General features: G+C 60.5%; 18 protein-coding genes. 9 read left to right on the top strand and 9 right to left on the bottom strand.

Annotated features, from left to right (window positions below; genetic code table 11):
• Nucleotide 1: 1 nt before the first annotated feature.
• Genes adeC through QCBJ_RS24490 form a run of 3 tightly spaced genes read right to left on the bottom strand, consistent with a single transcriptional unit; the run spans nt 2 to nt 5,766 of the window.
• Nucleotides 2–1,459: an AdeC/AdeK/OprM family multidrug efflux complex outer membrane factor gene (gene adeC, locus QCBJ_RS24480; RefSeq protein WP_102061772.1), complete on the bottom strand. Its 1,458-nt coding sequence runs from the start codon at nt 1,457–1,459 to the stop codon at nt 2–4.
• Nucleotides 1,456–4,617, bottom strand: coding sequence for an efflux RND transporter permease subunit (locus QCBJ_RS24485; protein ID WP_102061773.1), 3,162 nt, complete (start codon nt 4,615–4,617; stop codon nt 1,456–1,458). The genes adeC and QCBJ_RS24485 overlap by 4 nt, the downstream gene beginning before the upstream one ends.
• Nucleotides 4,618–4,620: 3 nt before the next feature.
• The gene (locus QCBJ_RS24490) at nt 4,621–5,766 is read right to left on the bottom strand and encodes an efflux RND transporter periplasmic adaptor subunit (protein WP_012722685.1); all 1,146 of its coding nucleotides are present in this window, start codon (nt 5,764–5,766) and stop codon (nt 4,621–4,623) included.
• Nucleotides 5,767–6,052: 286 nt separating this feature from the next.
• On the opposite strand from QCBJ_RS24490, the gene QCBJ_RS24495 reads away from it, so the two are divergent.
• Nucleotides 6,053–6,685: a TetR family transcriptional regulator gene (locus tag QCBJ_RS24495; RefSeq protein WP_012722686.1), complete on the top strand. Its 633-nt coding sequence runs from the start codon at nt 6,053–6,055 to the stop codon at nt 6,683–6,685.
• A 302-nt stretch (nt 6,686–6,987) separates the two neighbouring features.
• On the opposite strand, the gene QCBJ_RS24500 is transcribed toward QCBJ_RS24495, so the two are convergent.
• Genes QCBJ_RS24500 through QCBJ_RS24510 form a run of 3 tightly spaced genes read right to left on the bottom strand, consistent with a single transcriptional unit; the run spans nt 6,988 to nt 9,580 of the window.
• A complete protein-coding gene (locus QCBJ_RS24500; RefSeq protein WP_102061774.1) occupies nt 6,988–8,043 on the bottom strand; it encodes an alkene reductase in 1,056 nt (351 codons plus the stop codon).
• A 30-nt stretch (nt 8,044–8,073) separates the two neighbouring features.
• Nucleotides 8,074–9,240: an MFS transporter gene (locus QCBJ_RS24505; protein WP_102061775.1), complete on the bottom strand. Its 1,167-nt coding sequence runs from the start codon at nt 9,238–9,240 to the stop codon at nt 8,074–8,076.
• Between the two features lie 13 nt (nt 9,241–9,253).
• Entirely contained in the window at nt 9,254–9,580 is a 327-nt protein-coding gene (locus tag QCBJ_RS24510) for a helix-turn-helix transcriptional regulator (protein WP_012722694.1), read from the bottom strand.
• A gap of 154 nt (nt 9,581–9,734) precedes the next feature.
• Here QCBJ_RS24510 and QCBJ_RS24515 point away from each other — a divergent pair, with 154 nt between their 5' ends.
• Entirely contained in the window at nt 9,735–10,319 is a 585-nt protein-coding gene (locus QCBJ_RS24515) for an ACP phosphodiesterase (protein ID WP_012722695.1), read from the top strand.
• Between the two features lie 112 nt (nt 10,320–10,431).
• Here QCBJ_RS24515 and QCBJ_RS24520 read toward each other — a convergent pair whose 3' ends face one another.
• Both QCBJ_RS24520 and olsB read right to left on the bottom strand, forming a co-directional pair.
• Nucleotides 10,432–11,223 carry a lysophospholipid acyltransferase family protein gene (locus tag QCBJ_RS24520; RefSeq protein WP_043204937.1) on the bottom strand — a complete coding sequence of 264 codons (792 nt, stop codon included), beginning with the start codon at nt 11,221–11,223 and terminating at the stop codon, nt 10,432–10,434.
• Nucleotides 11,223–11,978 (bottom strand): L-ornithine N(alpha)-acyltransferase, encoded by a 756-nt coding sequence (olsB, locus tag QCBJ_RS24525; protein WP_003172415.1) that lies wholly within the window; start codon nt 11,976–11,978, stop codon nt 11,223–11,225. Before olsB ends, QCBJ_RS24520 begins: the two co-directional genes overlap by 1 nt.
• Nucleotides 11,979–12,164: 186 nt before the next feature.
• Here olsB and QCBJ_RS24530 point away from each other — a divergent pair, with 186 nt between their 5' ends.
• The 5 genes from QCBJ_RS24530 (at nt 12,165) to QCBJ_RS24550 (ending at nt 16,989) form a co-directional block, all read left to right on the top strand.
• Nucleotides 12,165–13,238, top strand: a complete 1,074-nt coding sequence (locus QCBJ_RS24530; protein ID WP_102061776.1) for a serine hydrolase — start codon at nt 12,165–12,167, stop codon at nt 13,236–13,238.
• A complete protein-coding gene (locus QCBJ_RS24535; RefSeq protein ID WP_012722698.1) occupies nt 13,235–13,546 on the top strand; it encodes a hypothetical protein in 312 nt (103 codons plus the stop codon). The genes QCBJ_RS24530 and QCBJ_RS24535 overlap by 4 nt, the downstream gene beginning before the upstream one ends.
• Before the next feature lie 179 nt (nt 13,547–13,725).
• Complete coding sequence (locus tag QCBJ_RS24540; RefSeq protein ID WP_102061777.1) at nt 13,726–15,117, top strand: hypothetical protein; 1,392 nt, start codon at nt 13,726–13,728, stop codon at nt 15,115–15,117.
• A 122-nt stretch (nt 15,118–15,239) separates the two neighbouring features.
• Complete coding sequence (locus QCBJ_RS24545) at nt 15,240–15,830, top strand: YceI family protein (protein WP_102061778.1); 591 nt, start codon at nt 15,240–15,242, stop codon at nt 15,828–15,830.
• 1 nt (nt 15,831) lies between these two features.
• Nucleotides 15,832–16,989 carry a phosphatidylserine/phosphatidylglycerophosphate/cardiolipin synthase family protein gene (locus tag QCBJ_RS24550; RefSeq protein ID WP_102061779.1) on the top strand — a complete coding sequence of 386 codons (1,158 nt, stop codon included), beginning with the start codon at nt 15,832–15,834 and terminating at the stop codon, nt 16,987–16,989.
• Between the two features lie 198 nt (nt 16,990–17,187).
• On the opposite strand, the gene bglX is transcribed toward QCBJ_RS24550, so the two are convergent.
• The gene (bglX, locus tag QCBJ_RS24555) at nt 17,188–19,479 is read right to left on the bottom strand and encodes a beta-glucosidase BglX (protein ID WP_102061780.1); all 2,292 of its coding nucleotides are present in this window, start codon (nt 19,477–19,479) and stop codon (nt 17,188–17,190) included.
• Between the two features lie 242 nt (nt 19,480–19,721).
• Here bglX and QCBJ_RS24560 point away from each other — a divergent pair, with 242 nt between their 5' ends.
• Nucleotides 19,722–20,333, top strand: coding sequence for a LemA family protein (locus tag QCBJ_RS24560; protein WP_046034499.1), 612 nt, complete (start codon nt 19,722–19,724; stop codon nt 20,331–20,333).
• Nucleotides 20,334–20,351: 18 nt separating this feature from the next.
• On the top strand, nt 20,352–21,080 hold the full coding sequence (locus QCBJ_RS30585; RefSeq protein WP_102061781.1) for a YgcG family protein: 729 nt from the start codon (nt 20,352–20,354) through the stop codon (nt 21,078–21,080).
• Nucleotides 21,081–21,103 lie beyond the last annotated feature (23 nt).

The following is a 21,103-nucleotide window of genomic DNA, read 5'->3' on the forward strand; positions in this document are numbered from 1 at the left end:
ATCAGAACAACTTCAGTGCCGGTGCTTCTTCTTTCAACGGCTCGTTCTTCGCGGTCTGCTCGTTCCAGCCACCGCCGAGGGCCTTGTACAGGTTGACCTCGCTGGTCAGCTGCGCCAGGCGGTCGGTGATCAGCGATTGCTGGGCACTGAACAGTTGGCGCTGGGCATCGAGGAACGTCAGGTTGCTGTCGACGCCGATGCGGTAGCGACGCTCGGCCAGGCGGTAGTAATCCTGGTTGGCCGCGACGAAGCCACGCTGGGCCTCCAGCTGCTGCTTGTAGGTTTCACGCGAGGCGAGACCGTCGGAGACTTCCTGGAAGCCGGTCTGGATCGCCTTCTCGTAGTTCGCCACGTTGATCTCTTTCTGGATCTTCGAGTAGTCCAGGCTGGCGCGCAGGCTGCCGGCGTTGAAGATCGGGATGTTGATCTGCGGGGCGAACGACCAGGTGCCCGAGCCGCCTTTGAACAAGCCGCCGAGGTCCGGGCTCAGGGTGCCGGCGTTGGCCGTCAAACTGATGCTCGGGAAGAACGCGGCACGGGCCGCGCCGATATTGGCGTTGGCGGCCTTGAGGTTGTACTCGGCCTGCAGGATGTCGGGACGACGTTGCAGCAAGTCCGACGGCAACCCGGCCGGTACTTCGCTGAGCAGGTCATCCGACAGCGGCTTGCTGGCGATATTCGCCGGCAGGCCGGTGCCCAGCAGCAGGGTCAGGCTGTTTTCGTCCTGGGCGACCTGGCGGGTATACCGGGCAAGCTGCACGCGGGCGTTTTCTACCGAGGTACGCGCCTGGCTCAGATCGAGGGCCGAGGCCACGCCGACTTCGTTGCTGCGCGAGGTGAGCTTGAAGCTCTGCTCGAACGCGCCCAGGGTGTCCTGGGTCAGCTTGAGCAGTTCCTTGTCGGCTTGCCAAGTCAGGTAGGCGTTGGCCACGCTGGCCACCAGGCTGATCTGGGTGCTGCGGCGTGCTTCTTCAGTGGCGAAGTACTTCTGCAGCGCTTCTTCACTCAGGCTGCGCACACGGCCGAACAGGTCCAGCTCATAGGAGCTGATCCCGAGGGTGGCCGAATACTGGCTGGTGATGTTCGCTTCGCCGGTCTGCGAGGCACGTGCCGGCACACGCTGGCGGCTGCCGCTGCCATTGGCCGACACGGCCGGGAACAGGTCGGCACGCTGGATGCGGTACTGCGCGGCATACGCGTCGATGTTCAGGGCTGCGACGCGCAGGTCACGGTTATTCACCAGTGCGATCTGGATCAGCTGTTGCAGGGCAGGGTCATGGAAAAACTGCTTCCAGCCCTGCTCGGCAGCGGCCTGGCTCGGCGCCTGGGCCGACGAATACGCCGGCCCCTGCGGGAACTGTGCCGCTACCGGCGCTTCAGGGCGCTGGTAGTCAGGTATCAGCGAGCAGCCACTGAGCACGAATGCCGTGACGGCTAGGGAAAGTAGCGACTTGCTCATTGGCCAGCCTCTTTAGGAGTTTGCTTGGTTTCTTTCGGTTTACGGTCGCCGATGGCGGACACGGTTGCGAAGAACAACGGTACCCAGAAGATCGCCAACACAGTGGCCGTGATCATACCGCCAATTACGCCAGTACCGATTGCGTGCTGGCTGCCTGAACCGGCGCCCGAGGAGATCGCGAGCGGCAGTACGCCGAGGATGAACGCCATCGACGTCATGATGATCGGCCGCAGACGCATGCGGGACGCCTCGATGGCCGCCTCGACGATGCCTTTGCCTTGTTCGTGGAGTTCTTTGGCGAACTCCACGATCAGGATGGCGTTCTTCGCCGCCAGGCCCACCGTCACCAATAGGCCCACCTGGAAGAACACGTCGTTGGACAACCCACGCATGCTGGTCGCGATCAACGCGCCCACGACACCCAGTGGCACGACCAGTACGACCGCAATCGGGATCGACCAGCTTTCGTACAGTGCTGCGAGGCACAGGAACACCACCAGCAGCGACAAGGCGTACAACGCAGGTGCCTGGGAGCCGGACAAACGTTCTTCGTACGACAGGCCGGTCCACGCATAACCAATGCCCGCAGGCAGTTGCTTGGCGATACGTTCGACTTCGGCCATGGCGTCACCGGTACTGTAGCCCGGTGCCGGAGTGCCGAGGATTTCCATCGCCGCTACCCCGTTGTAGCGCGAGAGTTTCGGCGAACCGAAGATCCACTTGCCCGACGCGATGGCCGACAACGGCACCATCTTCCCGGAGTCGCTGCGCACGTACCATTTGTTCAGGTCTTCAGGCGACATGCGGCTGGCGGCTTCACCTTGCACGTACACCTTCTTCACTCGACCACGGTCGATGAAGTCGTTGACGTAGCTGCCACCCAGGGCAATTGCCAGGGTCTGGTTGATGTTCGACAGCGTGATGCCTTGGGCGCTGGCCTTCTCGTCGTCGACGGTAAGCTCGTATTGCGGCTCATCGTTTACGCCGTTGGGGCGCACACCGGCCAGGATCTTGCTCTGGGCCGCCATGCCCAGGAACTGGTTACGGGCCGCCATCAACTTCTCATGGCCGACACCGCCCTGGTCTTGCAGGAACACGTCGAAACCGGTGGCGTTGCCCAGTTCCAGTACAGACGGTGGAACGATGGCAAATACCATGGCGTCCTGGAATGTCTGCATGAAGTAGCCCTGGGCGCGCTTGGCGATTTCAAATACCGAGGTGGACGCATCGCGTTCATCCCACGGCTTGAGCATCACGAAGGCCAGGCCCGAACTTTGGCCACGACCGGCGAAGTTGAAGCCGTTGACGGTAAACACCGATTTCACGCCTTTGCCTTCGCCCGGCTCGCCTTCCTTGTCATTGAGCAGGTAGCTACGCATGTCATCGATGACTTTCTGCGTACGTTCAGCCGAAGAGCCTACAGGCGTCTGCACCTGGGCAAAGATCACGCCCTGGTCTTCATCGGGCAGGAACGCGGCAGGAATGCGCATGAACAGCCAGATCATGCCGGCGAAGATCAGCGCGTACACCAGGAATGCCGGGATCTTGTGCTTGATCATGTTGCCCACGCCGCGCTCGTAGCTCAGTACGCCACGGTCGAAGGTGCGGTTGAACCAGCCGAAGAACCCACGCTTGGGTTGGCCGTGTTTTTCCGGGTCGATCGGCTTGAGCATGGTGGCGCACAAGGCCGGGGTGAAGATCAGCGCAACCAGTACCGACAACGCCATGGCCGAAACGATGGTGATGGAGAACTGTTTGTAGATCACACCGGTAGAGCCGCCGAAGAATGCCATGGGCAGCAGTACCGCCGACAGCACCAGGGCAATACCCACCAGGGCGCCCTGGATCTGGCCCATGGACTTGACCGTCGCCTCCTTGGGCGACAGGTGTTCCTCGGCCATGACCCGCTCGACGTTTTCCACCACGACGATGGCATCGTCCACCAGCAAGCCGATGGCCAGGATCATGCCGAACATGGTCAAGGTGTTGATGGTGAAACCGAACGCCGCCAGGATCCCGAAGGTACCCAGCAATACCACCGGTACGGTCATGGTGGTGATGATGGTGGCGCGGAAGTTCTGCAGGAACAGGAACATCACCAGGAACACCAGCACGATCGCTTCGACCAGGGTGTGCACCACACCTGAGATCGATTCGGTCACAACAGGCGTGGTGTCATACGGCACCACCGCCTTCATGCCTGGCGGGAAGAACGGCTCCAGGGACGCCACGGTGGCACGGATGGCCTTCGCGGTGTCCAGGGCGTTGGCGCCGGAAGCCAGTTTGATCGCCATACCGGAAGCCGGGTTGCCGTTGAACTGCGCGCTGATGCTGTAGTTCTGGCCGCCCAGTTCGATACGGGCGACGTCATGCAGGCGAACCTGGGAACCGTCGGCATTGACCTTCATCAGGATGTTGCCGAATTGCTCGGCCGTCTGCAGACGGGTCTTGCCGATGATGGTTGCGTTCAGCTGGTTGCCGGGCAGGGCAGGCAGGCCGCCCAATTGACCGGTGGCGACCTGGACGTTCTGCGCGGAGATGGCGGTGCTGACGTCGACCGGGGTCAGCTGAAAGTTGTTCAGCTTGGCCGGATCCAGCCAGATACGCATGGCGTACTGCGAGCCGAAGACCTGGAAGTCACCCACACCTGCGGTCCGCGAGATCGGGTCCTGGATGTTGGACACGATGTAGTTGGACAGATCGTCCTTGGTCATGCTGCCGTCTTCCGACACCAGACCAATCACCATCAGGAAGTTCTTCACCGACTTGGTGACGCGGATACCCTGCTGCTGCACTTCTTGCGGCAACAGCGGCGTCGCCAGGTTCAGCTTGTTCTGCACCTGAACCTGGGCGATGTCCGGGTTGGTACCCTGGTTGAACGTCGCGGTGATGGTCATGCTGCCGTCGGAGTTACTGTCCGAGGCGACATAACGCAGGTTGTCGATACCGTTGAGTTGTTGCTCGATCACCTGCACCACGGTGTCCTGCACGGTTTGTGCGGACGCGCCTGGGTAGGTCACCTGGATATCGATGGCGGTTGGCGCGATGGCCGGGTACTGGTTGATGGGCAACTTCAAGATCGACAGTGCCCCGACCAGCATGATCACCAGGGCAATTACCCAGGCGAAAATGGGACGGTCGATAAAAAATTTCGACATGGATTACTCCCCTTTGCCAGCAGCGGCAGCAGGAGCGGCAGTACCGGCAGGCTTGGCGTTGTCAGCCTCCTTGACCTTGACCTCGGCGCCCGGCTTGACGTACTGCAAGCCTTCGGTGATCACACGGTCACCGGCGTTCAAGCCTTTTTCCACCAGCCAGTAGGCGCCGGCGGTACGGTTGGCCACCAGTTCACGCTGCTCGACCTTGTTGTCGGCATTGACGATCAGCGCCGTCGGGGTGCCCTTGAGGTCGCGGGTCACGCCCTGCTGTGGCGCCAGGATGGCCTTGCTGTTCACGCCGGCTTGCAGCTGGGCGTGCACGAACATGCCCGGCAGCAGGGTGTGGTCAGGGTTGGGGAACACTGCGCGCAGGGTCACGGAACCGGTGGTCTGGTCGACCGACACTTCGGAGAACTCCAGCTTGCCGTCCTGGCCGTAGTCGCTGCCGTCTTCCAGGGTCAGCTTGACCTTGGCGGCATTGGCGCCGGCTTTTTCCAGTTGGCCGCTTTCCAAGTCGCGGCGCAGCTTCAGCATTTCAGCGGAAGACTGCGTGACGTCGACGTAGATCGGGTCCAGTTGTTGGATGACGGCCATGGAGTCGGCCTGGCCGTTGCTGACCAGCGCGCCCTCGGTCACCGAAGAACGGCCGATACGCCCGGAGATCGGCGCGAACACTTTGGTGTAGCGCACGTTGATCTGGGCGGTTTGAACGTTTGCTTCTGCGGTCATGCGGTTGGCGACGGCGGTGTCGTATTCCTGGCGGCTGACGGCTTGCTCATCGACCAACTGCTTGTAGCGGTCGGAGATGGACTTGGTCTGCGTCAGGCTGGCCTGTGCGCTTTTCAGGGTGGCTTCATACACCGACGGGTCGATCTGGTAGAGCTGTTGCCCTTCCTTCACGTCCGCGCCTTCCTTGAACAGACGCTTGAGAATGATGCCGTTGACCTGCGGGCGAACTTCCGCGATGCGATAGGCCGTGGTGCGGCCTGGCAATTCGGAGGTCAGGGTAAAGGCTTGCGGTTGAATAGTGACCACGCCGACCTGAGGGGTTTGAGCGGGCGGAGCCGCTTCTTCCTTTTTACATCCGCTGAGCAGCGATGCCAGGGCGACGGCAGTGACCAGAGCGGTAACAGCTGGCTTAAGTTGCATGAAGATCCTCGGGTCAGGCGCGCAGGGTGCGCACAAGAAGTGTGGAAGGGTAAAAAACAAGCTGTGAGTGGATAAGTAGCTTGCTACGCAATATACTTACGTTCATGGTTGTTTGTAAACTCTTGACAGGCTTCGCGGAGTGTTGGCAAAGCAACGCCCGAAGCCTCGATTCCATTACGTTCGGCACCCATGACGGTGTCGTCCCACAAATATTCGGATGATCGTTTACGTCTATTAACGTTGCGTTAACGATAGCCCCCAGTGTCCTGATTGAGGTTTTACTGCCATGGTTCGTCGCACCAAAGAGGAAGCTCAGGAAACGCGCAGCCAAATTCTCGACGCCGCCGAGCAAGCCTTCTATGAACGCGGCGTTGCGCGCACCACGCTGGCGGACATTGCCGCGCTGGCCGGTGTGACGCGGGGCGCCATCTATTGGCATTTCAGCAATAAATCCGATCTGTTGCAGGCGTTGCTCGATACCTTGCACGAGCCGCTGGACGAACTGGCCCGCGCCAGTGAAAGCGAGGATGAACTCGACCCGCTGGGCTGCATGCGCAAGCTGTTGATTCATCTGTTCCATCAAGTGGCCCTGGACCCGAAAACCCGGCGCATCAATGAGATCTTGTTTCATAAGTGCGAATTCACCGATGAAATGTGCGACATGCGCCGCCAACGCCAGACCCACAGCCTGGAATGCAACCTGCGCATCGGCCTGACATTGCGTAACGCGGTCCATCGCGGGCAACTTCCGGAAAACCTCGATACCACCCGTGGCGCGGTGTGCATTCACGCCTACATCAATGGGCTGATCGGCCAGTGGCTGCTGGTCCCCGACAGCTTCCAGTTACATCAGGAGGCGGAACGCTGGGTGGATGCAGGGCTGGACATGCTGCGCTGGAGCCCCAGCCTGCGCAATTGAGACAAAATGCGTAATTGCATCAGGTTGTGTCAACAGTAAAGCCCAAGGACCGTCAATCGTCCTTCTGCCTGATGGTGGGGTGACTTTATATACGGGCTGGCGGGCGGTTGATAGGTAGCCGCCTAAGTATTTTGTAGCGATTTTGTTGCAGGGCTGTGAAGGAGTGTTTCCAAGGGCAACAGAGTGTCAAGCATGTGGGAGGGGGCTTGCTCCCAATGGCTAGGGTTCAGTGAGAACATCTCTGACTGACACACTGCCATCGGGAGCAAGCCCCCTCCCACATTTTTTTGCGTCTAAGGCGATTACAGCGCCAGGGTCGGGTAGTCGATGTAGCCGACCGGGCCTTTGCTGTAGAAGCTGTCCGGACGTGCTTCGTTGAGCGGCGCATCGGCCTTCAGGCGAGCTGGCAAATCCGGGTTGGCAATGAACGGCACGCCCCAGGCCACGGCATCGGCTTTACCTTCGGCCAACCAGGCGTTGGCGCTGTCCTTGGTGAAACGTTCGTTGGCGATGTACGCGCCGCCGAAGGCTTTTTTCAGTTGTGGGCCGAGGCTGTCGGCGCCTTCTTTTTCACGCGAGCAGATGAAGGCGATGCCACGTTTGCCCAGTTCACTGGCGACGTAGGTGAAGGTTTCCGCCAGGTTTTCGTCGCCCATGTCGTGGGAGTCGGCACGGGGTGCCAGGTGCACACCGACGCGGCCGGCGCCCCAGACTTCGATGGCCGCATCGGTCACTTCCAGCAGCAGGCGTGCACGGTTTTCCAGGGAGCCGCCGTACTGGTCAGTGCGCTTATTGGTGCTGCTCTGCAGGAACTGGTCGAGCAGGTAACCGTTGGCGCCGTGGATTTCCACGCCGTCGAAGCCAGCGGCCTTGGCATTCTCGGCACCGGTGCGGTAGGCGTCGACGATGTCGGCGATTTCAGCGGTCTCCAGGGCGCGTGGGGTCGGGTAGTCGGCCAGAGGGCGCACCAGGCTGACGTGGCCTTTAGGCTGGATCGCGCTGGGGGCAACCGGCGTTTCGCCGTTCAGGTAGGACTCATGGGAAATACGGCCCACGTGCCACAGTTGCAGGAAGATCTTGCCGCCCGCGCCGTGCACGGCCTTGGTCACGTTGGCCCAGCCGCGCACCTGGTCGTTGGACCAGATGCCCGGGGTGTCCGGGTAGCCCACGCCCAGCGGCGTCACCGAGGTGGCTTCGCTGAGGATCAGCCCGGCGGAAGCGCGCTGCACGTAGTACTCGGCCATCAGCGCGTTGGGCACGCGACCGGCGTCGGCACGGCAGCGGGTCAGCGGCGCCATGATGATGCGGTTCGACAGTTCCAGGTCGCCCAGTTTGATCGGATCGAAAATAGTCGTCATGGGATAACACCCTTCTCTTTAAGTGGTTGATCAGTGGGTCGCAGGGGCCAGGTCGGCATCGCCGCTCTGACGGAAAGTAATCAAGGTCACCAGCAGCGCTAGAATCGCCAGGGCCGCTGCGGCCAACGGCACGCTGGTCAGGCCGAAACCGTGGGCGATCACACTGCCGCCGACCCAGGCGCCGAGGGCATTGCCGATGTTGAAGGCGCCGATGTTTAGGGTGGACACCAGGTTCGGTGCGGCTTTGCCGAAGGTCACTACGTTGATCTGCAGCGCGGGTACGGCGGCGAACGAGGCGGTGGCCCAGAGGAACAGGGTGATTTCGGTCGGAATCACCGCGACGCTGGTCCAGGTCAGGGCCGTCGAGACCACCGCCATGCTGACGAACACGCCGATCAGGGTGGCCGCCAGGCGCTTGTCCGCCAGCTTGCCGCCGATGATGTTGCCGACGGTGAGGCCCAGGCCGATCAACAGCAGCGTCCAGGTCACGCCTTTGGGCGACACGCCGGTGACGTCGCCCAGCAGCGGCGCGACGTAAGTGAAGAGGGTGAACATCGACGCGGCAAACAGCGCGGTCATGCTCAGCGACAGCCAGATACCGGCGCCCTTGAGGGCTGCCAGTTCGGCGCGCATGTCGAGTTTCTCTTCATCACGTTTGACGGGCAGGAAGCGGATCAGGCCGATCAACGCCACCACACCAATCACCGTCACCGCCCAGAAGGTCGAGCGCCAGCCGGCTTCCTGGCCGAGCGCGGTGCCCAGCGGTACACCGAGCACGTTGGCCAGGGTCAAACCGGTGAACATCAAGGCCACGGCCGAGGCACGCTTGTTGGCCGGTACCAGGTTGGCGGCGACCACCGATCCAATACCAAAGAACGCACCGTGGCATAGCGCGGTGACCACACGGGCAAACATCAGCACGTTGTAGTCACTGGCCAGGGCGCAGAGCAGGTTGCCGATAATGAAGATGCCCATCAACGCTACCAGGGCGGCCTTGCGTGGCAGCTTGGCGGTGGCCAGTGCCATGAAAGGTGCACCGATGGCCACGCCCAGGGCGTAGCCGGTGACCAGCCAGCCAGCGCCGGGAATCGACACGCCGAGGTCCGCCGCCACATCGGGCAGCAGGCCCATGATGACGAACTCGGTGGTGCCGATGGCGAAGGCGCTGAGGGCCAGTATGAGTAGCGAGAGGGGCATTATCGTTTCCTTGTTACAGCGCTGCGTTGTCGTCAGCGCTGAGTTCAGTGGTGAGCGCGGCGAGGAACGCCTGGATGGTTTCCTCGTTGCGTTTGAAAAAGTGCCACTGCCCGGCCTTCTGGCTGCTGATCAATCCCGCCCGTTGCAACGTCGCCAAGTGAGCCGACACCGTTGACTGGGACAAGCCGCAGCGCTGGTCGATCTGCCCGGCGCAGATGCCGTACTCGTGGTTGTGCAGTTGCTCGGGGAACTGCACTTTCGGGTCTTTGAGCCAGGTGAGGATGTCTCGTCGTACTGGGTGCGCCAGTGCTTTTATTATTTCGTCGAGGTCGATGGACATGGCAGGTGCTCGGTGTGGTACAGCGTTATATCGCGATGAGGCGAACCTTAAATCGTTGTATCCCGATATACCAATATGATTTTGCTCTGAGAACAGGCCAAATCGGTATATCGGGTTATAACGATACATTGTCGGCAGTGATAGACTGCGCGCCATGAATTATCTCGCACATCTGCACCTGGGCGGCCAACTTCCTGCGCAACTGCTGGGCAGTCTCTATGGCGACTTCGTCAAAGGGCGCCTGCAGGGCCAGTTCAGCCCGCAAATCGAAGCGGCGATCCAACTGCATCGCTCGATTGATCGTTTTACCGACAGCCACCCGCTGGTGGGGGAGGCATTGTCGCGATTCAGCCTGACTCGCCGGCGCTATGCCGGAATCGTCCTCGATGTGTTTTTCGACCACTGCCTGGCGCGGGACTGGGCGCTGTATGCCGACCAGCCGTTGGAGCGCTTCACCTCGCAGGTGTACCGCGTGCTGGCGGCCGAGCCGCAATTGCCGGGGCGGCTGGCGCAGATTGCGCCGTACATGGCGGCGGATGATTGGTTGGGTTCTTACCGTGAGTTCGCAGTGATGGAGCAGGTGTTGCGGGGGATTTCGCGGCGGCTGACACAGCCGGAGGCGTTGGGGTTTGCAATGCAGGAGTTGCGTCAACTTTATGAGCCGCTTAGCGAAGACTTCCGGCTGTTCTATCCAGAGTTGCAGGCCTTTGCACGCAACCATCTGACCACTGAGGTCTAAAGGTGGGAGCTGGCTTGCCTGCGATTGCAGTCTGCCAGTTGATACATGTGTTGCTGACCCACCGCTATCGCAGGCAAGCCAGCTCCCACATTTTGATCGGTGTTCACTTTATTCAAGCGGCGAATGCTGGCCGTGCATCTACCTGCTCTGCTTCCGGCAACGGCCCAAACAACGCCTTTTGCACCGCCTGCTGCGCCTGATACGCCAGCGCCGCGCGTTCCTGCCCGGCGCAGGCAATCGGCTTGAGCACATGGATTTCCACATCGCCCTGATCATTGGCAAACAGACGCATCAGGTGCGACAGCAAATCATCATCGCCAATAAACGGTGCCAGCGGGTCTACCTGGCCATCACGCAAATAACGGATCGCCACCGGCTGCAGCGACACATCGGCATCGATCGCACTGGCCAGCAAGCGCCCGTGGAACGTACGCAGGCTGCGCCCGTCGGTGGTGGTGCCTTCGGGAAACATCAACAGCGGGTGCTGTTGTTCCAGATGGCGGGTCATCTGCTTGCGGATCAACTGGCTGTCGCCCGACCCTCGGCGGATAAACAAGCTACCGGCCTTGGCTGCCAACCAGCCCGCCACCGGCCAGGTACGCACTTCGGCCTTGGACAAAAATGACATCGGCGCCACGGCGCCCAGCAACGGAATGTCGGTCCATGACACGTGATTGCTCACCCACAGCATCGGCTGCGTCGGCAGCTCACCGTGCACCGTCACACGAAAGGGCAGGGCATTGGTCAGCCGCGCCATGAAAAACCGCGACCAACGCTGGCGCCGCACCATCGAGTTGGCCACGCCCAGACGCTCAAACAGCCCAAACACGCTGGCCATGCTCAAGCCCAGCGCCACCACCAACAACACGCGGGCGATGCGCCCGTAAATCCGCAGGCGACTCATCACATCGCCGCCTTGAAGTGACGGGCGTAACGCGGGCACAACTCATCGCGCTTGAGCAGGATGAACACGTCGGCGACCTGGAAATCTTCATCCCAGCACGGTTCGCCGCAGATCTTCGCGCCCAGGCGCATGTAGGCCTTGAGCAGTGGCGGCATCTCGGCGATCACGTTGGACGGCAGGTCCAGGGCCGGCAGCGGTTTTTTTGGTTCGGCGCGCAAGTGTTCATTGCACAAGTAGCGTTCGCGCAGGCGCTGCATGATCGCGTGGGCCTGGATGCCGCCGTCGTGCATCGGGATGCTCGCGCAGCCCATCAGGTAGCTGTAGCCGCCTTGGTTGAGCACTTCGGCCAACTCGCCCCATAACACGGCGATGGTGCCGCCATTGCGGTAGGCCGGGTCGACGCAGGTACGGCCGATTTCCAGGATTGGGCCCTGCAAATGCAGCAGGCCATGCAGGCTGAATTCTTCTTCACTGTAGAACCGGCCCAAGGTGCTGGCGGCCTGGTGGTCGAGCAAACGGGTGGTGGCGACGAGTCGACCGCTGTTCAAGTCCCGCACGCCGATGTGGCTGCAGTGAACATCATAGTCATCCATGTCCAGGCCCAGCTCAGCGCCTTTCAGCTTGGCGTTGAACTCGCCGCTGAACACGTTGAACCGCAGGGCCTGGGCTTCCTGCAACGCCTGTGCGCCAACCAGGCGTTCGGCTTGCAGACGGCGTTCATTGCCGGTGTCGCTGATGCGGGCGATCTGAGTCATGGCGAGTCTCCGAGTGCCGGCCACGATTTCGGCCGGTCGACTTTGTTGTCCAAAGTCAGGCTATGTAGGCTCGGTGTCATCTCCATGAAGTTATGGTGACGCTTGGATGACAGCCCATCCTGTCGCAAATCTGTCATCAGCCTCGGCTAGGCTCGCGCACTTGAATGCCCCCTTGAGTTTGCGTCCATGGTCAGAGGCCTGCTGTGCGTTGCCTTGCTGTTCGTCACCGTTGTCGCCCACGCCGAAACTTGGCCCGATAAAGAATGGGCCAAGGGCGCGCCACTCTCAGGTCCTGCTGTCGATGCCTTGGACGCCTACGCGTTCCCGGCGCGGGACGACGCTACCCGCCAAGGCATTCGCACCGACGCGTTGCTGGTGATCCGCGACGGCGAGGTCATCTATGAACGTTACGCAGCGCCCACCACGGCCAGCACGCCACACCTGACCTGGTCCATCAGCAAAAGCTTGATGGCCACCGTATTGGGTGTGGCCTACGGCGATAACCGTTTCAAATTGTCCGACCCGGTGGCGCGTTTTTACCCGCCCATGAAACAGCACCCGAGCGTGACCATGGCCGACCTGCTGCACTGGGCCTCGGGCCTGGACTGGCAGGAAGACTACGAATATGCGCCGCTGAAATCTTCGGTGGTGGCGATGCTCTACACCCGCGGTCGCGGTGACATGGCCGACTTTGCCGCAGACACCGCAGCGGCCAGCCCACCGGGCCAGGCTTTTCGATATTCCAGCGGCGACAGCACTATTTTGTCCGCCGCCCTTAAAGGCATGCTCGGTCACAAGGCCTACGTGAGTTACCCGTGGGATGCGCTGTTCAAGCCGCTGGGCATTCGCAACGCCACCTGGGAAACCGACGCCGACGAAACCTTCGTCGCCTCGTCCTACGCCTACCTCACCGCTCGCGACCTGGCGCGTGTCGGCCTGCTGATGGCACGGGAGGGGCGCTGGGGTGATCAACAGTTGCTGCCCAAAGACTGGGTCGCCTTCAACCGTCAGCCGTTCGATAAATACAAAACCGGCCAGGACGAAGCCGTTCCCGGCGGCCAATGGTGGCTTAACCAAGGTGCGCCGCGGCCCTGGCCAGACGCGCCCGCCGACACTTTTGCGGCCCTCGGCCATTGGGGCCAGGCGCTGTTTGTGATGCCTGAAAAACATCTGGTGATCGTACGTTACGGCGATGACCGCGACGGCAGCTATCGCCACAACGAACTGCTCAAACGCGTGCTTGCGGCGGTGCAGCCATGATCCGTCGTCGTCCGTTTACCAGCCTGTTTCTGCTGCTGTTGCTCGCCCTGCTGGGGTGGATCTGGCACGAGCGCGTCAACCTGCAAGCCTTCCCCGACATCATCGCGGCGTATACGGCCAAGGAGTATTGCTCGTGTCGGTATGTGATGAATAATCCGGCGGCGTATTGCCGTGGGTATGTGAAGCAATACGTGCCGACCAGTGCGTTCCACGATAACCCGGAGCGCAGTGAAGTGACGGCGAGCGGGTTGGGGCGTACGCACAGTGCACGGTGGTTGGGGGAGCGGCAGGGGTGTCGGCTCCAATAGTAGGCCACCGCTCACGGGGCGAGGTTATTTGTGTCGGGCAATATGGACAAAGGCGGTTTCCTGATCTTGAATCTTTATGAGCTTGAATGAGTGGCAGATTGCTACCCCTCCCTCTACGGGTGTTCCACTGTTCTTACATTGGCACTCCTCCGCGTGTTTCTCCAATGGAGTGGACTTTCATGAAAATGATGAGCGGCTTGGTGTGCGCCCTTTCGATATCACTTGCTTCCTGTGCGGGGATAACGACCAAGAGGGAGGAGATCACCCTCTCAGTGGGACCTGACGTGGCACCGGGGCAGCCTGTGCCGGGCTACCAGAAAATAATAGTGAGTACGTTCGATCCCATTGGTTTTTGTCGCGATAGTTTTGTCGGAAAGTTAGGTCGGGCTTTATTCAGAAATAGCGATAAGTCGATAATGACGCTCATGTTGGATGATGCGCCTATCTCTATATTTATCTACGATAAGGGCAGTAATAGTTGTACTAAGCAAACAGGCGGCTATTTATCTCATACTGACTTCGAACGTAATGATACGGCCGGTGAGGGTAAGCATACGGTGAAGTTGGCTTACGTCGAAGAGCATCAAGTCTCAGGTTTTGAAGTTGCACTGGGGTTTGCAACTGCTCTCACGTCGCTGCCCATTGCGAGTCAGGAAGTAGTGAGTAAGCTGTCTGTTGATATCGATAATGCAATTGCCAAGTCGTTGAGCGGGAACTCCACTATTTCGCATGGTTTTGTGACGCCCTCCGCCGGCCCTACGCGATTTGATGTCACCTCTACGATCAAGGGAGTGCCCTATAAGATCGCTCAGTTTGATGTCGTGTCGAAGACAAATATGATTGACGAAATTGCTATACAAAATGGCGTGATGAGTATGCGTTTGATGGATAAGCTGACGATTAAAAAGCAATTGGACGAGCGACGTACGAATAATGACAGGAGTTTGATCAGCGGTGATGTTTCAACGGCCAGGCTTGACTGTGATTATCTGATCAAGCGGTATTCGGACGTGCTCAATGTGCGTGATATGAAAATGCTGCGAGAATATTATCTGATTGAAAATCACGAGAATATTGTCAGGCCTGAGCTGTTGGAAGCTTGCAGATTACCGAATACGCCGCCTGAGTTAAGCATGCCATTAAGGGTTATGTTGGAAAATTATTTTAATAGTGCCCGTGAAAACCAAGGCACACAGTTCATGGTTGACTTTATTGCGACACCTGAAAGTGACGCGCCTTTGCTGAGCAAAAAATGGAGTTATGCACCGCAAGGGTTCGACTATCAGACTGTCGGTCAGCTATTGAATGCGGGTTTGCAACAACCGCCTGGGTGTTATAGTTTTTCCCGTAAAGACCGCAATACTTTTTACTTCAGCATGCCCGTCAAGCTGAAAACCTACTACTTTGTAGCGCAACTTGACCGGTCTTACACACGGGAAGAAGAGGCAGAGGGCAAACGCTCGAAAATTCTGAGCTTGGGTGTGACAGATATTTTCCAAAATGCGGGGGCAGGCGAGTATCAGGAACAGAAAAAAACGTGCGGCCCGGCTCAGTCAATCGCCGAGGGCTAGTTTGGAGTGCATTTTCGGCAGAGCCGTTTAGGCTCTGTCGGCCGCTCGCCCACCCGCCACCATTCCCAATGGTCTTCAGGACGGTTAAGGTTCGTGCAGTTCTTTCGCCCCACGAGTCTTTAATGTTCAACGCCTCCCTATTCAAAGCCATGGCCTTCGCCCTGCTGGTCGCCACCGCCGTGCCCGCCCATGCCGACTGGTACCTGGACAACGAGTCCTCGCGCCTTTCCTTCGTCACCACCAAAAACACCGAGATCGCTGAGGTGCAGCGCTTCCTGGTGCTGCACGGCAAAGTCGACAGCAAGGGCGCTGCGCAATTGGAGGTGGAGCTGGAGTCGGTCAACAGCGGCATTCCGCTGCGCGATGAGCGCATGCGCAATCAGTTGTTCGAGATCAAGACGTTCCCCGATGCGCTGATCAACGCGCAGATCAACCTGCAACCCATCAACGACCTGGCGCCCGGCGCGCAATTGGAATTGCGTTTGCCGCTGAGCGTCACCCTGCACGGTAAGACCCAGACCTATAGCGCCGAGCTGTTGGCCACGCGCCTCGATGACCGGCGTTTCCAGGTGGTGACCCTGGAGCCGGTGGTGTTGCACGCGGAGGACTTCGACCTGGCGCCGGGCGTGGCCATGTTGCGTAAGGCGGCGGGGCTTAAGTCGATCAGTTTGTCGGTGCCGGTGGGTGCGGTGCTGATTTTTACGGCGCGCTGACGTGAGCGGTGCGGTGTTCCCATGGCGCAGCGCCAACCGGTTCGAGTTGTTGATCGACGGGCCGCGTTTTTTTCCGCAGATGCTGGTGGGCATTGCGCGGGCGGAGCGCCAGGTTGATCTGGAGTTGTATCTGGTCGAAGCCGGAGCCTGCGCCGAAGAAATGGTGAAAGCCCTGGTGCAGGCCGCCGAACGCGGCGTGCGGGTGCGTTGCCTGTTTGATGATTACGGCAGCTTGGCGTTTACCCTCGGGTTGCGCAAACGCCTGACCGACGTGGGTGTGGAGTTGCGGTTCTACAATCGCCTGAGCTGGCGCCGCTGGATGCGCAACCTGTACCGCGACCACCGCAAGCTGTTGTTGATCGACCAGGAAATCGCCGTGGTCGGCGGCACGGGCGTCACCGATGAGTTCTGGACGCCAGGGCAAGACACCGCCGATTGGCATGAAGTGATGGTGCAGATCAGCGGCCCGCTGGTGCTGGACTGGCAGGCGCTGTTTGACCGCCAATGGCATGCCAACGCCGCCCGCCGGGAGTGGAAACCGGCGACCCATTTTGGTTTGCCGCGTTTGCCAAAGGTACCGGCGACCGGGCCGGGGCTTGGTCGGGTGGCCTACGCCGACGCCCGTCAGCACCGCGATATCCTGCAATCGCTGATCCGCGCCTTGAACAACAGCCAGCAGCGTATCTGGCTGGCTACCCCGTATTTTCTGCCGACCTGGGGCGTGCGCCGTGCCTTGCGCCGTGCCGCCGGGCGCGGCGTCGACGTGCGTTTGCTGCTCACCGGCCCGCGCACCGATCATCCATCGGTGCGTTACGCCGGGCATCGTTATTACCCGCGTTTGCTGCGTGCGGGTGTGCAGATTTTCGAGTACCAGCCGTGTTTCCTGCACTTGAAGATGGTGCTGGTGGACGATTGGGTGAGCATAGGTTCGTGCAACTTTGATCACTGGAACCTGCGCTTCAACTTGGAGGCCAATCTGGAGGCGTTGGACCCGGAGTTGACGTTGGCGGTGGAGGGCAGTTTCGAGCGGGATTTTGCCCAGAGCCAGGCGGTGAGCCTGGAGGCGTGGAAGGCGCGGCCGTTGTGGCGGCGGGTGAAGCAGCGGGTGTGGGGGTGGATTGATCGGTTGGTGGTGAATTTGCTCGATCGACGAGGCTAGTACCGACACCACTGATCAAATGTGTGAGGGGGCTGTGGTGAGTGGGGGTTGTCCCTTTGCGGGTTCACTGCAGATCTAATAGGGCTGCTTCGCAGCCCAGCGCGGGGCAAGCCCGCTCACCACAGCAAGCCCGCTCACCACAGCAAGCCCACTCACCACAGCGAGCCCGCTCACTAGAGCAAGCCCCCTCTCACATTTTTAGAGCAGTTCGAAGGTTTGTTGCTGCACATCCTGGGAGTCCAGCCCGATCTGCACATTGAACTCGCCCGGTTCTGCGGCGAATTTGAGCTGGGTGTTGTAGAACTTCAAGTCTTCTTCGGTGATGGTGAAGTGCAGGGTGCGCTCTTCGCCAGCCTTGAGCATGACCTTCTGGAAGTTCTTCAGCTCTTTGATCGGGCGGATCATCGAACCGGCTACGTCCTGGATATACAGCTGCACCACGGTTTCGCCGTCCACCTTGCCGGTGTTGGTCACGGTGACGCTGGCGTCGAGCTTGCCGGTCTTGTTCAGGGTGGTGGAGGACAGTGCCATGTCGGACAGGCTGAACGTGGTGTAGCTCAAGCCATAGCCGAACGGGAACAGCGGCCCGGTGGTGTCATCGAAGTACTGCGAGGTGTAGTTGCCCGGCTTGCCTGGCGTGAACGGCCGGCCAATGGTCAGGTGGTTGTAGTAGGTCGGAATCTGCCCCACCGAGCGTGGGAAAGTGATCGGCAGTTTGCCCGACGGGTTGTAGTCACCAAACAGCACGTCGGCAATAGCGTTGCCGCCTTCGGTACCGGCGAACCAGGTTTCCAGGATCGCGTCGGCCTGCTGGTTTTCTTCCAGAATCGACAGCGGACGGCCGTTCATCAGCACCAGCACCAGCGGTTTGCCCGTGGCTTTGAGGGCCTTGATCAGGTCACGCTGGCTTTGTGGGAGGTTCAGGTCGGTGCGGCTGGAGGATTCGTGGGACATGCCACGGGATTCACCCACGGCGGCCACCACCACGTCAGCCTCCTTGGCGGCTTTGACCGCTTCGTCGATCATCACTTGGGCAGGACGGGTGTCATCCACCACCTCCGGTGCATCGAAGTTGAGGAAGTTGAGGTAGTCGACCACGGCCTTGTCGTTGGTAATGTTGGCGCCACGGGCATAGAGGATCTTGCCTTTTTCGCCGATCACCGCGTTGAGGCCGTCGAGCAGGGTGACCGATTGTTCCGGCTTACCGGCGGCTGCCCAACTGCCCATCATGTCGATCGGCGCCTTGGCCAGCGGGCCGACCAGGGCAATGGTCGCGGATTTTTTCAGCGGCAGGGTGTTGTTCTGGTTTTTCAGCAGTACCAGGCTGCGGCGCGCGATGTCGCGCGCGTCGGCGCGGTGCAGGCGGCTTTCCGCGTAGGTGTCGGCCGGGTCATCCTCGGCCTTGCCGATGCGCAGGTACGGGTCCTTGAACAGGCCCATGTCGTACTTGGCGCCGAGCACTTCGCGCACCGCATTGTCGATGTCGCTCTGCTCGATCTCACCGGACTTGAGCAGCCCCGGCAGTTCCTTGCCGTACAGCGAGTCGTTCATGCTCATGTCGATGCCGGCCTTGATCGCCAGCTTCGCGGCTTCACGCCCGTCCTTGGCTACGCCGTGCTTGATCAGCTCGAAGATCGCGCCATGGTCGCTCACGGCCAGGCCCTTGAAGCCCCAGTCCTTGCGCAACAGGTCGTTCATCAGCCAGGTGTTGGCGGTGGCGGGCACGCCGTTGATGGAATTCAGCGCCACCATCACACCGCCGGAACCGGCCTTGATCGCGGCGTGGTAGGGCGGCAGGTAGTCCTGGTACATCTTGACCGGGCTCATGTCGACCACGTTGTAGTCGCGCCCCCCTTCCACCGCGCCGTACAGGGCGAAGTGCTTGACGCTGGCCATGATGCTGTCGGCATTCGCCGGGCTGACGCCCTGGAAGGCCTTGACCATCACTTCGGCGATGCGCGAGACCAGGTAGGTGTCCTCACCGAAACCTTCGGAGGTGCGGCCCCAGCGCGGGTCGCGGGAGATGTCGACCATCGGCGCGAAGGTGATGTCGAGGCTGTCGGCGGCGGCTTCCTGGGCGGCAATGCGCCCTGAGCGGCCGATGGCCTCCATGTCCCAGCTGGACGCCAGGGCCAGGCTGATCGGGAAGATCGTGCGGTGGCCGTGGATCACGTCGTAGGCGAAGAACATCGGGATCTTCAAGCGGCTGCGCATGGCCGCGTCCTGCATCGGACGGTTTTCCGGGCGGGTGATGGAGTTGAACGTGCCACCGATGCGGCCGGCGGCGATTTCCTTGCGGATCAGCTCGCGGGGCATCTCGGGGCCGATGCTGATCAGGCGCAATTGGCCGATCTTTTCGTCCAGTGTCATCTGCTTGAGCAGGTCGCTGACGAAGGCGTCCTTGTCTTTAAGCGCAGCAGGCTTTGTTTCTGCCCAGACGGGGTGGGTGGCCAGAGTGGCAACAAGGCCGAGCAAACACAGCTTTTTCATGAATATCCTTTTTCGGCTCACTGCGCAGCATCAAGGGAACGCTGGCGGCCAAAATGTGGGGAGCGTCTATTGTTGTTCGGGTATTGTTCAGATAAATGCAGCACACTCTGAACTCTTTTTCGCGCTGGGCATCTTTGTAGCTGATTGGCTCAATGCATTCCAGTGGTGGCGGATTATGCCCCAAGCGCGCGGTGTATAGGGTCACTCGTAACATTCCATCAAGATTGGGCAGGAGAAACACCATGCAAGCAGCACAAGGTTACCGCTGGGGCTTGAAAGCCGCGGTTTTGCTATTGATCAGCACAGTGCTGAGCGGTTGTGGCATTAACAACATCCCGACCCTGGACGAACAGGCCAAGGCTGCCTGGGGCCAGGTGCAGAACCAGTACCAGCGCCGCGCCGACCTGATCCCCAACCTGGTGGAAGTGGTCAAGGGCTACGCCGCCCATGAGCAAGACACCCTCACCGCCGTGATTGAGGCGCGGGCCAAGGCCACCTCGATCCAGGTGGATGCCAGCACCCTCGACAACCCGGAAAAACTCAAACAGTTCCAGCAAGCCCAGGATGGTTTGAGCGGCGCACTCAGCCGTTTGATGGTGGTGTCCGAGCGCTACCCGGACCTGAAGGCCAACCAGAATTTCCTGGCCCTGCAATCGCAGCTTGAAGGCACCGAAAACCGTATCGCCGTGGCCCGCCGCGACTTTATCCAGGCCGTTCAGGCCTACAACACCGAGATCCGCACTTTCCCTGGCCGCCTGTGGCACAGCGTGATGTACAGCGACTTGCCGATCCGCGCCACGTTTGAAGCCACCAGTGCCGATGCCGATAAAGCGCCGCAAGTGAAGTTCAAATAAGGCTGCACTGAGGTGTCGATGCGTTTATTACGGATAGGCCTGGCACTGTGGCTGTTGGCCTGCGTCGGCGTGGCCCAGGCCGCACTGAGCTTCCCGGCGCTGAGCGGACGGGTGGTGGACACCGCCCAGATGATCGACCCGGCGGTGCGCGAGCAGATTACCCAGCAATTGCAGGCACTGGAGCAAACCCGTGGCGACCAGATCGTGGTGGTCACGGTGCCAGACCTGCAGGGTGTGTCCATTGAGGACTACGGTTATCAACTCGGCCGCCAATGGGGCATCGGCCAGAAGGGCAAGGACAACGGTGCGCTATTGATCGTCGCCCGCGATGAGCGCAAATTGCGCATCGAAGTCGGCTATGGCCTGGAAGGTGTGCTCACTGACGCGCAGTCGTGGGTGATCATCAACCAGGTGATCACACCGTCTTTCAAAGCCGGTCACTACAGCAAAGGCATCAGCGACGGCGTGGCCGCGATGGTGCAGGTGGTCGGCGGTGAACCGTTGGCCGTGCCGGCCCATGTGGCGGACGCCAACTTCGCCAAGGATAATCCGGTTTTTTCCATCGGCTTGTTTATCCTGCTGATCGGCGTGTTGTGGCTGTGCCATCGTATGGGGCTGCCGGTGGGCGCTATCCTGCTGGCGATTCTCAGCAGCAGCGGACGCGGCGGTGGTGGTGGGGGCGGCGGCGGTGGTTTCCGGGGCGGCGGTGGCGGCTTCGGCGGCGGCGGGGCTTCAGGCGGCTGGTGATGATAATAATGAGAGAGCAACGA

The sequence above is a fragment of the Pseudomonas sp. QC2 genome (genome assembly GCF_002859085.1).
Lineage (GTDB): Bacteria > Pseudomonadota > Gammaproteobacteria > Pseudomonadales > Pseudomonadaceae > Aquipseudomonas > Aquipseudomonas petroselini.

What these genes read in the sequence shown, in the direction of transcription:
- adeC (WP_102061772.1), bottom strand. Translation starts at nt 1,459, where the DNA reads ATGAGCAAGTCGCTACTTTCCCTAGCCGTCACGGCATTCGTGCTCAGT.
- QCBJ_RS24485 (WP_102061773.1), bottom strand. Translation starts at nt 4,617, where the DNA reads ATGTCGAAATTTTTTATCGACCGTCCCATTTTCGCCTGGGTAATTGCC.
- QCBJ_RS24490 (WP_012722685.1), bottom strand. Translation starts at nt 5,766, where the DNA reads ATGCAACTTAAGCCAGCTGTTACCGCTCTGGTCACTGCCGTCGCCCTG.
- QCBJ_RS24495 (WP_012722686.1), top strand. Translation starts at nt 6,053, where the DNA reads ATGGTTCGTCGCACCAAAGAGGAAGCTCAGGAAACGCGCAGCCAAATT.
- QCBJ_RS24500 (WP_102061774.1), bottom strand. Translation starts at nt 8,043, where the DNA reads ATGACGACTATTTTCGATCCGATCAAACTGGGCGACCTGGAACTGTCG.
- QCBJ_RS24505 (WP_102061775.1), bottom strand. Translation starts at nt 9,240, where the DNA reads ATGCCCCTCTCGCTACTCATACTGGCCCTCAGCGCCTTCGCCATCGGC.
- QCBJ_RS24510 (WP_012722694.1), bottom strand. Translation starts at nt 9,580, where the DNA reads ATGTCCATCGACCTCGACGAAATAATAAAAGCACTGGCGCACCCAGTA.
- QCBJ_RS24515 (WP_012722695.1), top strand. Translation starts at nt 9,735, where the DNA reads ATGAATTATCTCGCACATCTGCACCTGGGCGGCCAACTTCCTGCGCAA.
- QCBJ_RS24520 (WP_043204937.1), bottom strand. Translation starts at nt 11,223, where the DNA reads ATGAGTCGCCTGCGGATTTACGGGCGCATCGCCCGCGTGTTGTTGGTG.
- olsB (WP_003172415.1), bottom strand. Translation starts at nt 11,978, where the DNA reads ATGACTCAGATCGCCCGCATCAGCGACACCGGCAATGAACGCCGTCTG.
- QCBJ_RS24530 (WP_102061776.1), top strand. Translation starts at nt 12,165, where the DNA reads ATGGTCAGAGGCCTGCTGTGCGTTGCCTTGCTGTTCGTCACCGTTGTC.
- QCBJ_RS24535 (WP_012722698.1), top strand. Translation starts at nt 13,235, where the DNA reads ATGATCCGTCGTCGTCCGTTTACCAGCCTGTTTCTGCTGCTGTTGCTC.
- QCBJ_RS24540 (WP_102061777.1), top strand. Translation starts at nt 13,726, where the DNA reads ATGAAAATGATGAGCGGCTTGGTGTGCGCCCTTTCGATATCACTTGCT.
- QCBJ_RS24545 (WP_102061778.1), top strand. Translation starts at nt 15,240, where the DNA reads ATGTTCAACGCCTCCCTATTCAAAGCCATGGCCTTCGCCCTGCTGGTC.
- bglX (WP_102061780.1), bottom strand. Translation starts at nt 19,479, where the DNA reads ATGAAAAAGCTGTGTTTGCTCGGCCTTGTTGCCACTCTGGCCACCCAC.
- QCBJ_RS24560 (WP_046034499.1), top strand. Translation starts at nt 19,722, where the DNA reads ATGCAAGCAGCACAAGGTTACCGCTGGGGCTTGAAAGCCGCGGTTTTG.
- QCBJ_RS30585 (WP_102061781.1), top strand. Translation starts at nt 20,352, where the DNA reads ATGCGTTTATTACGGATAGGCCTGGCACTGTGGCTGTTGGCCTGCGTC.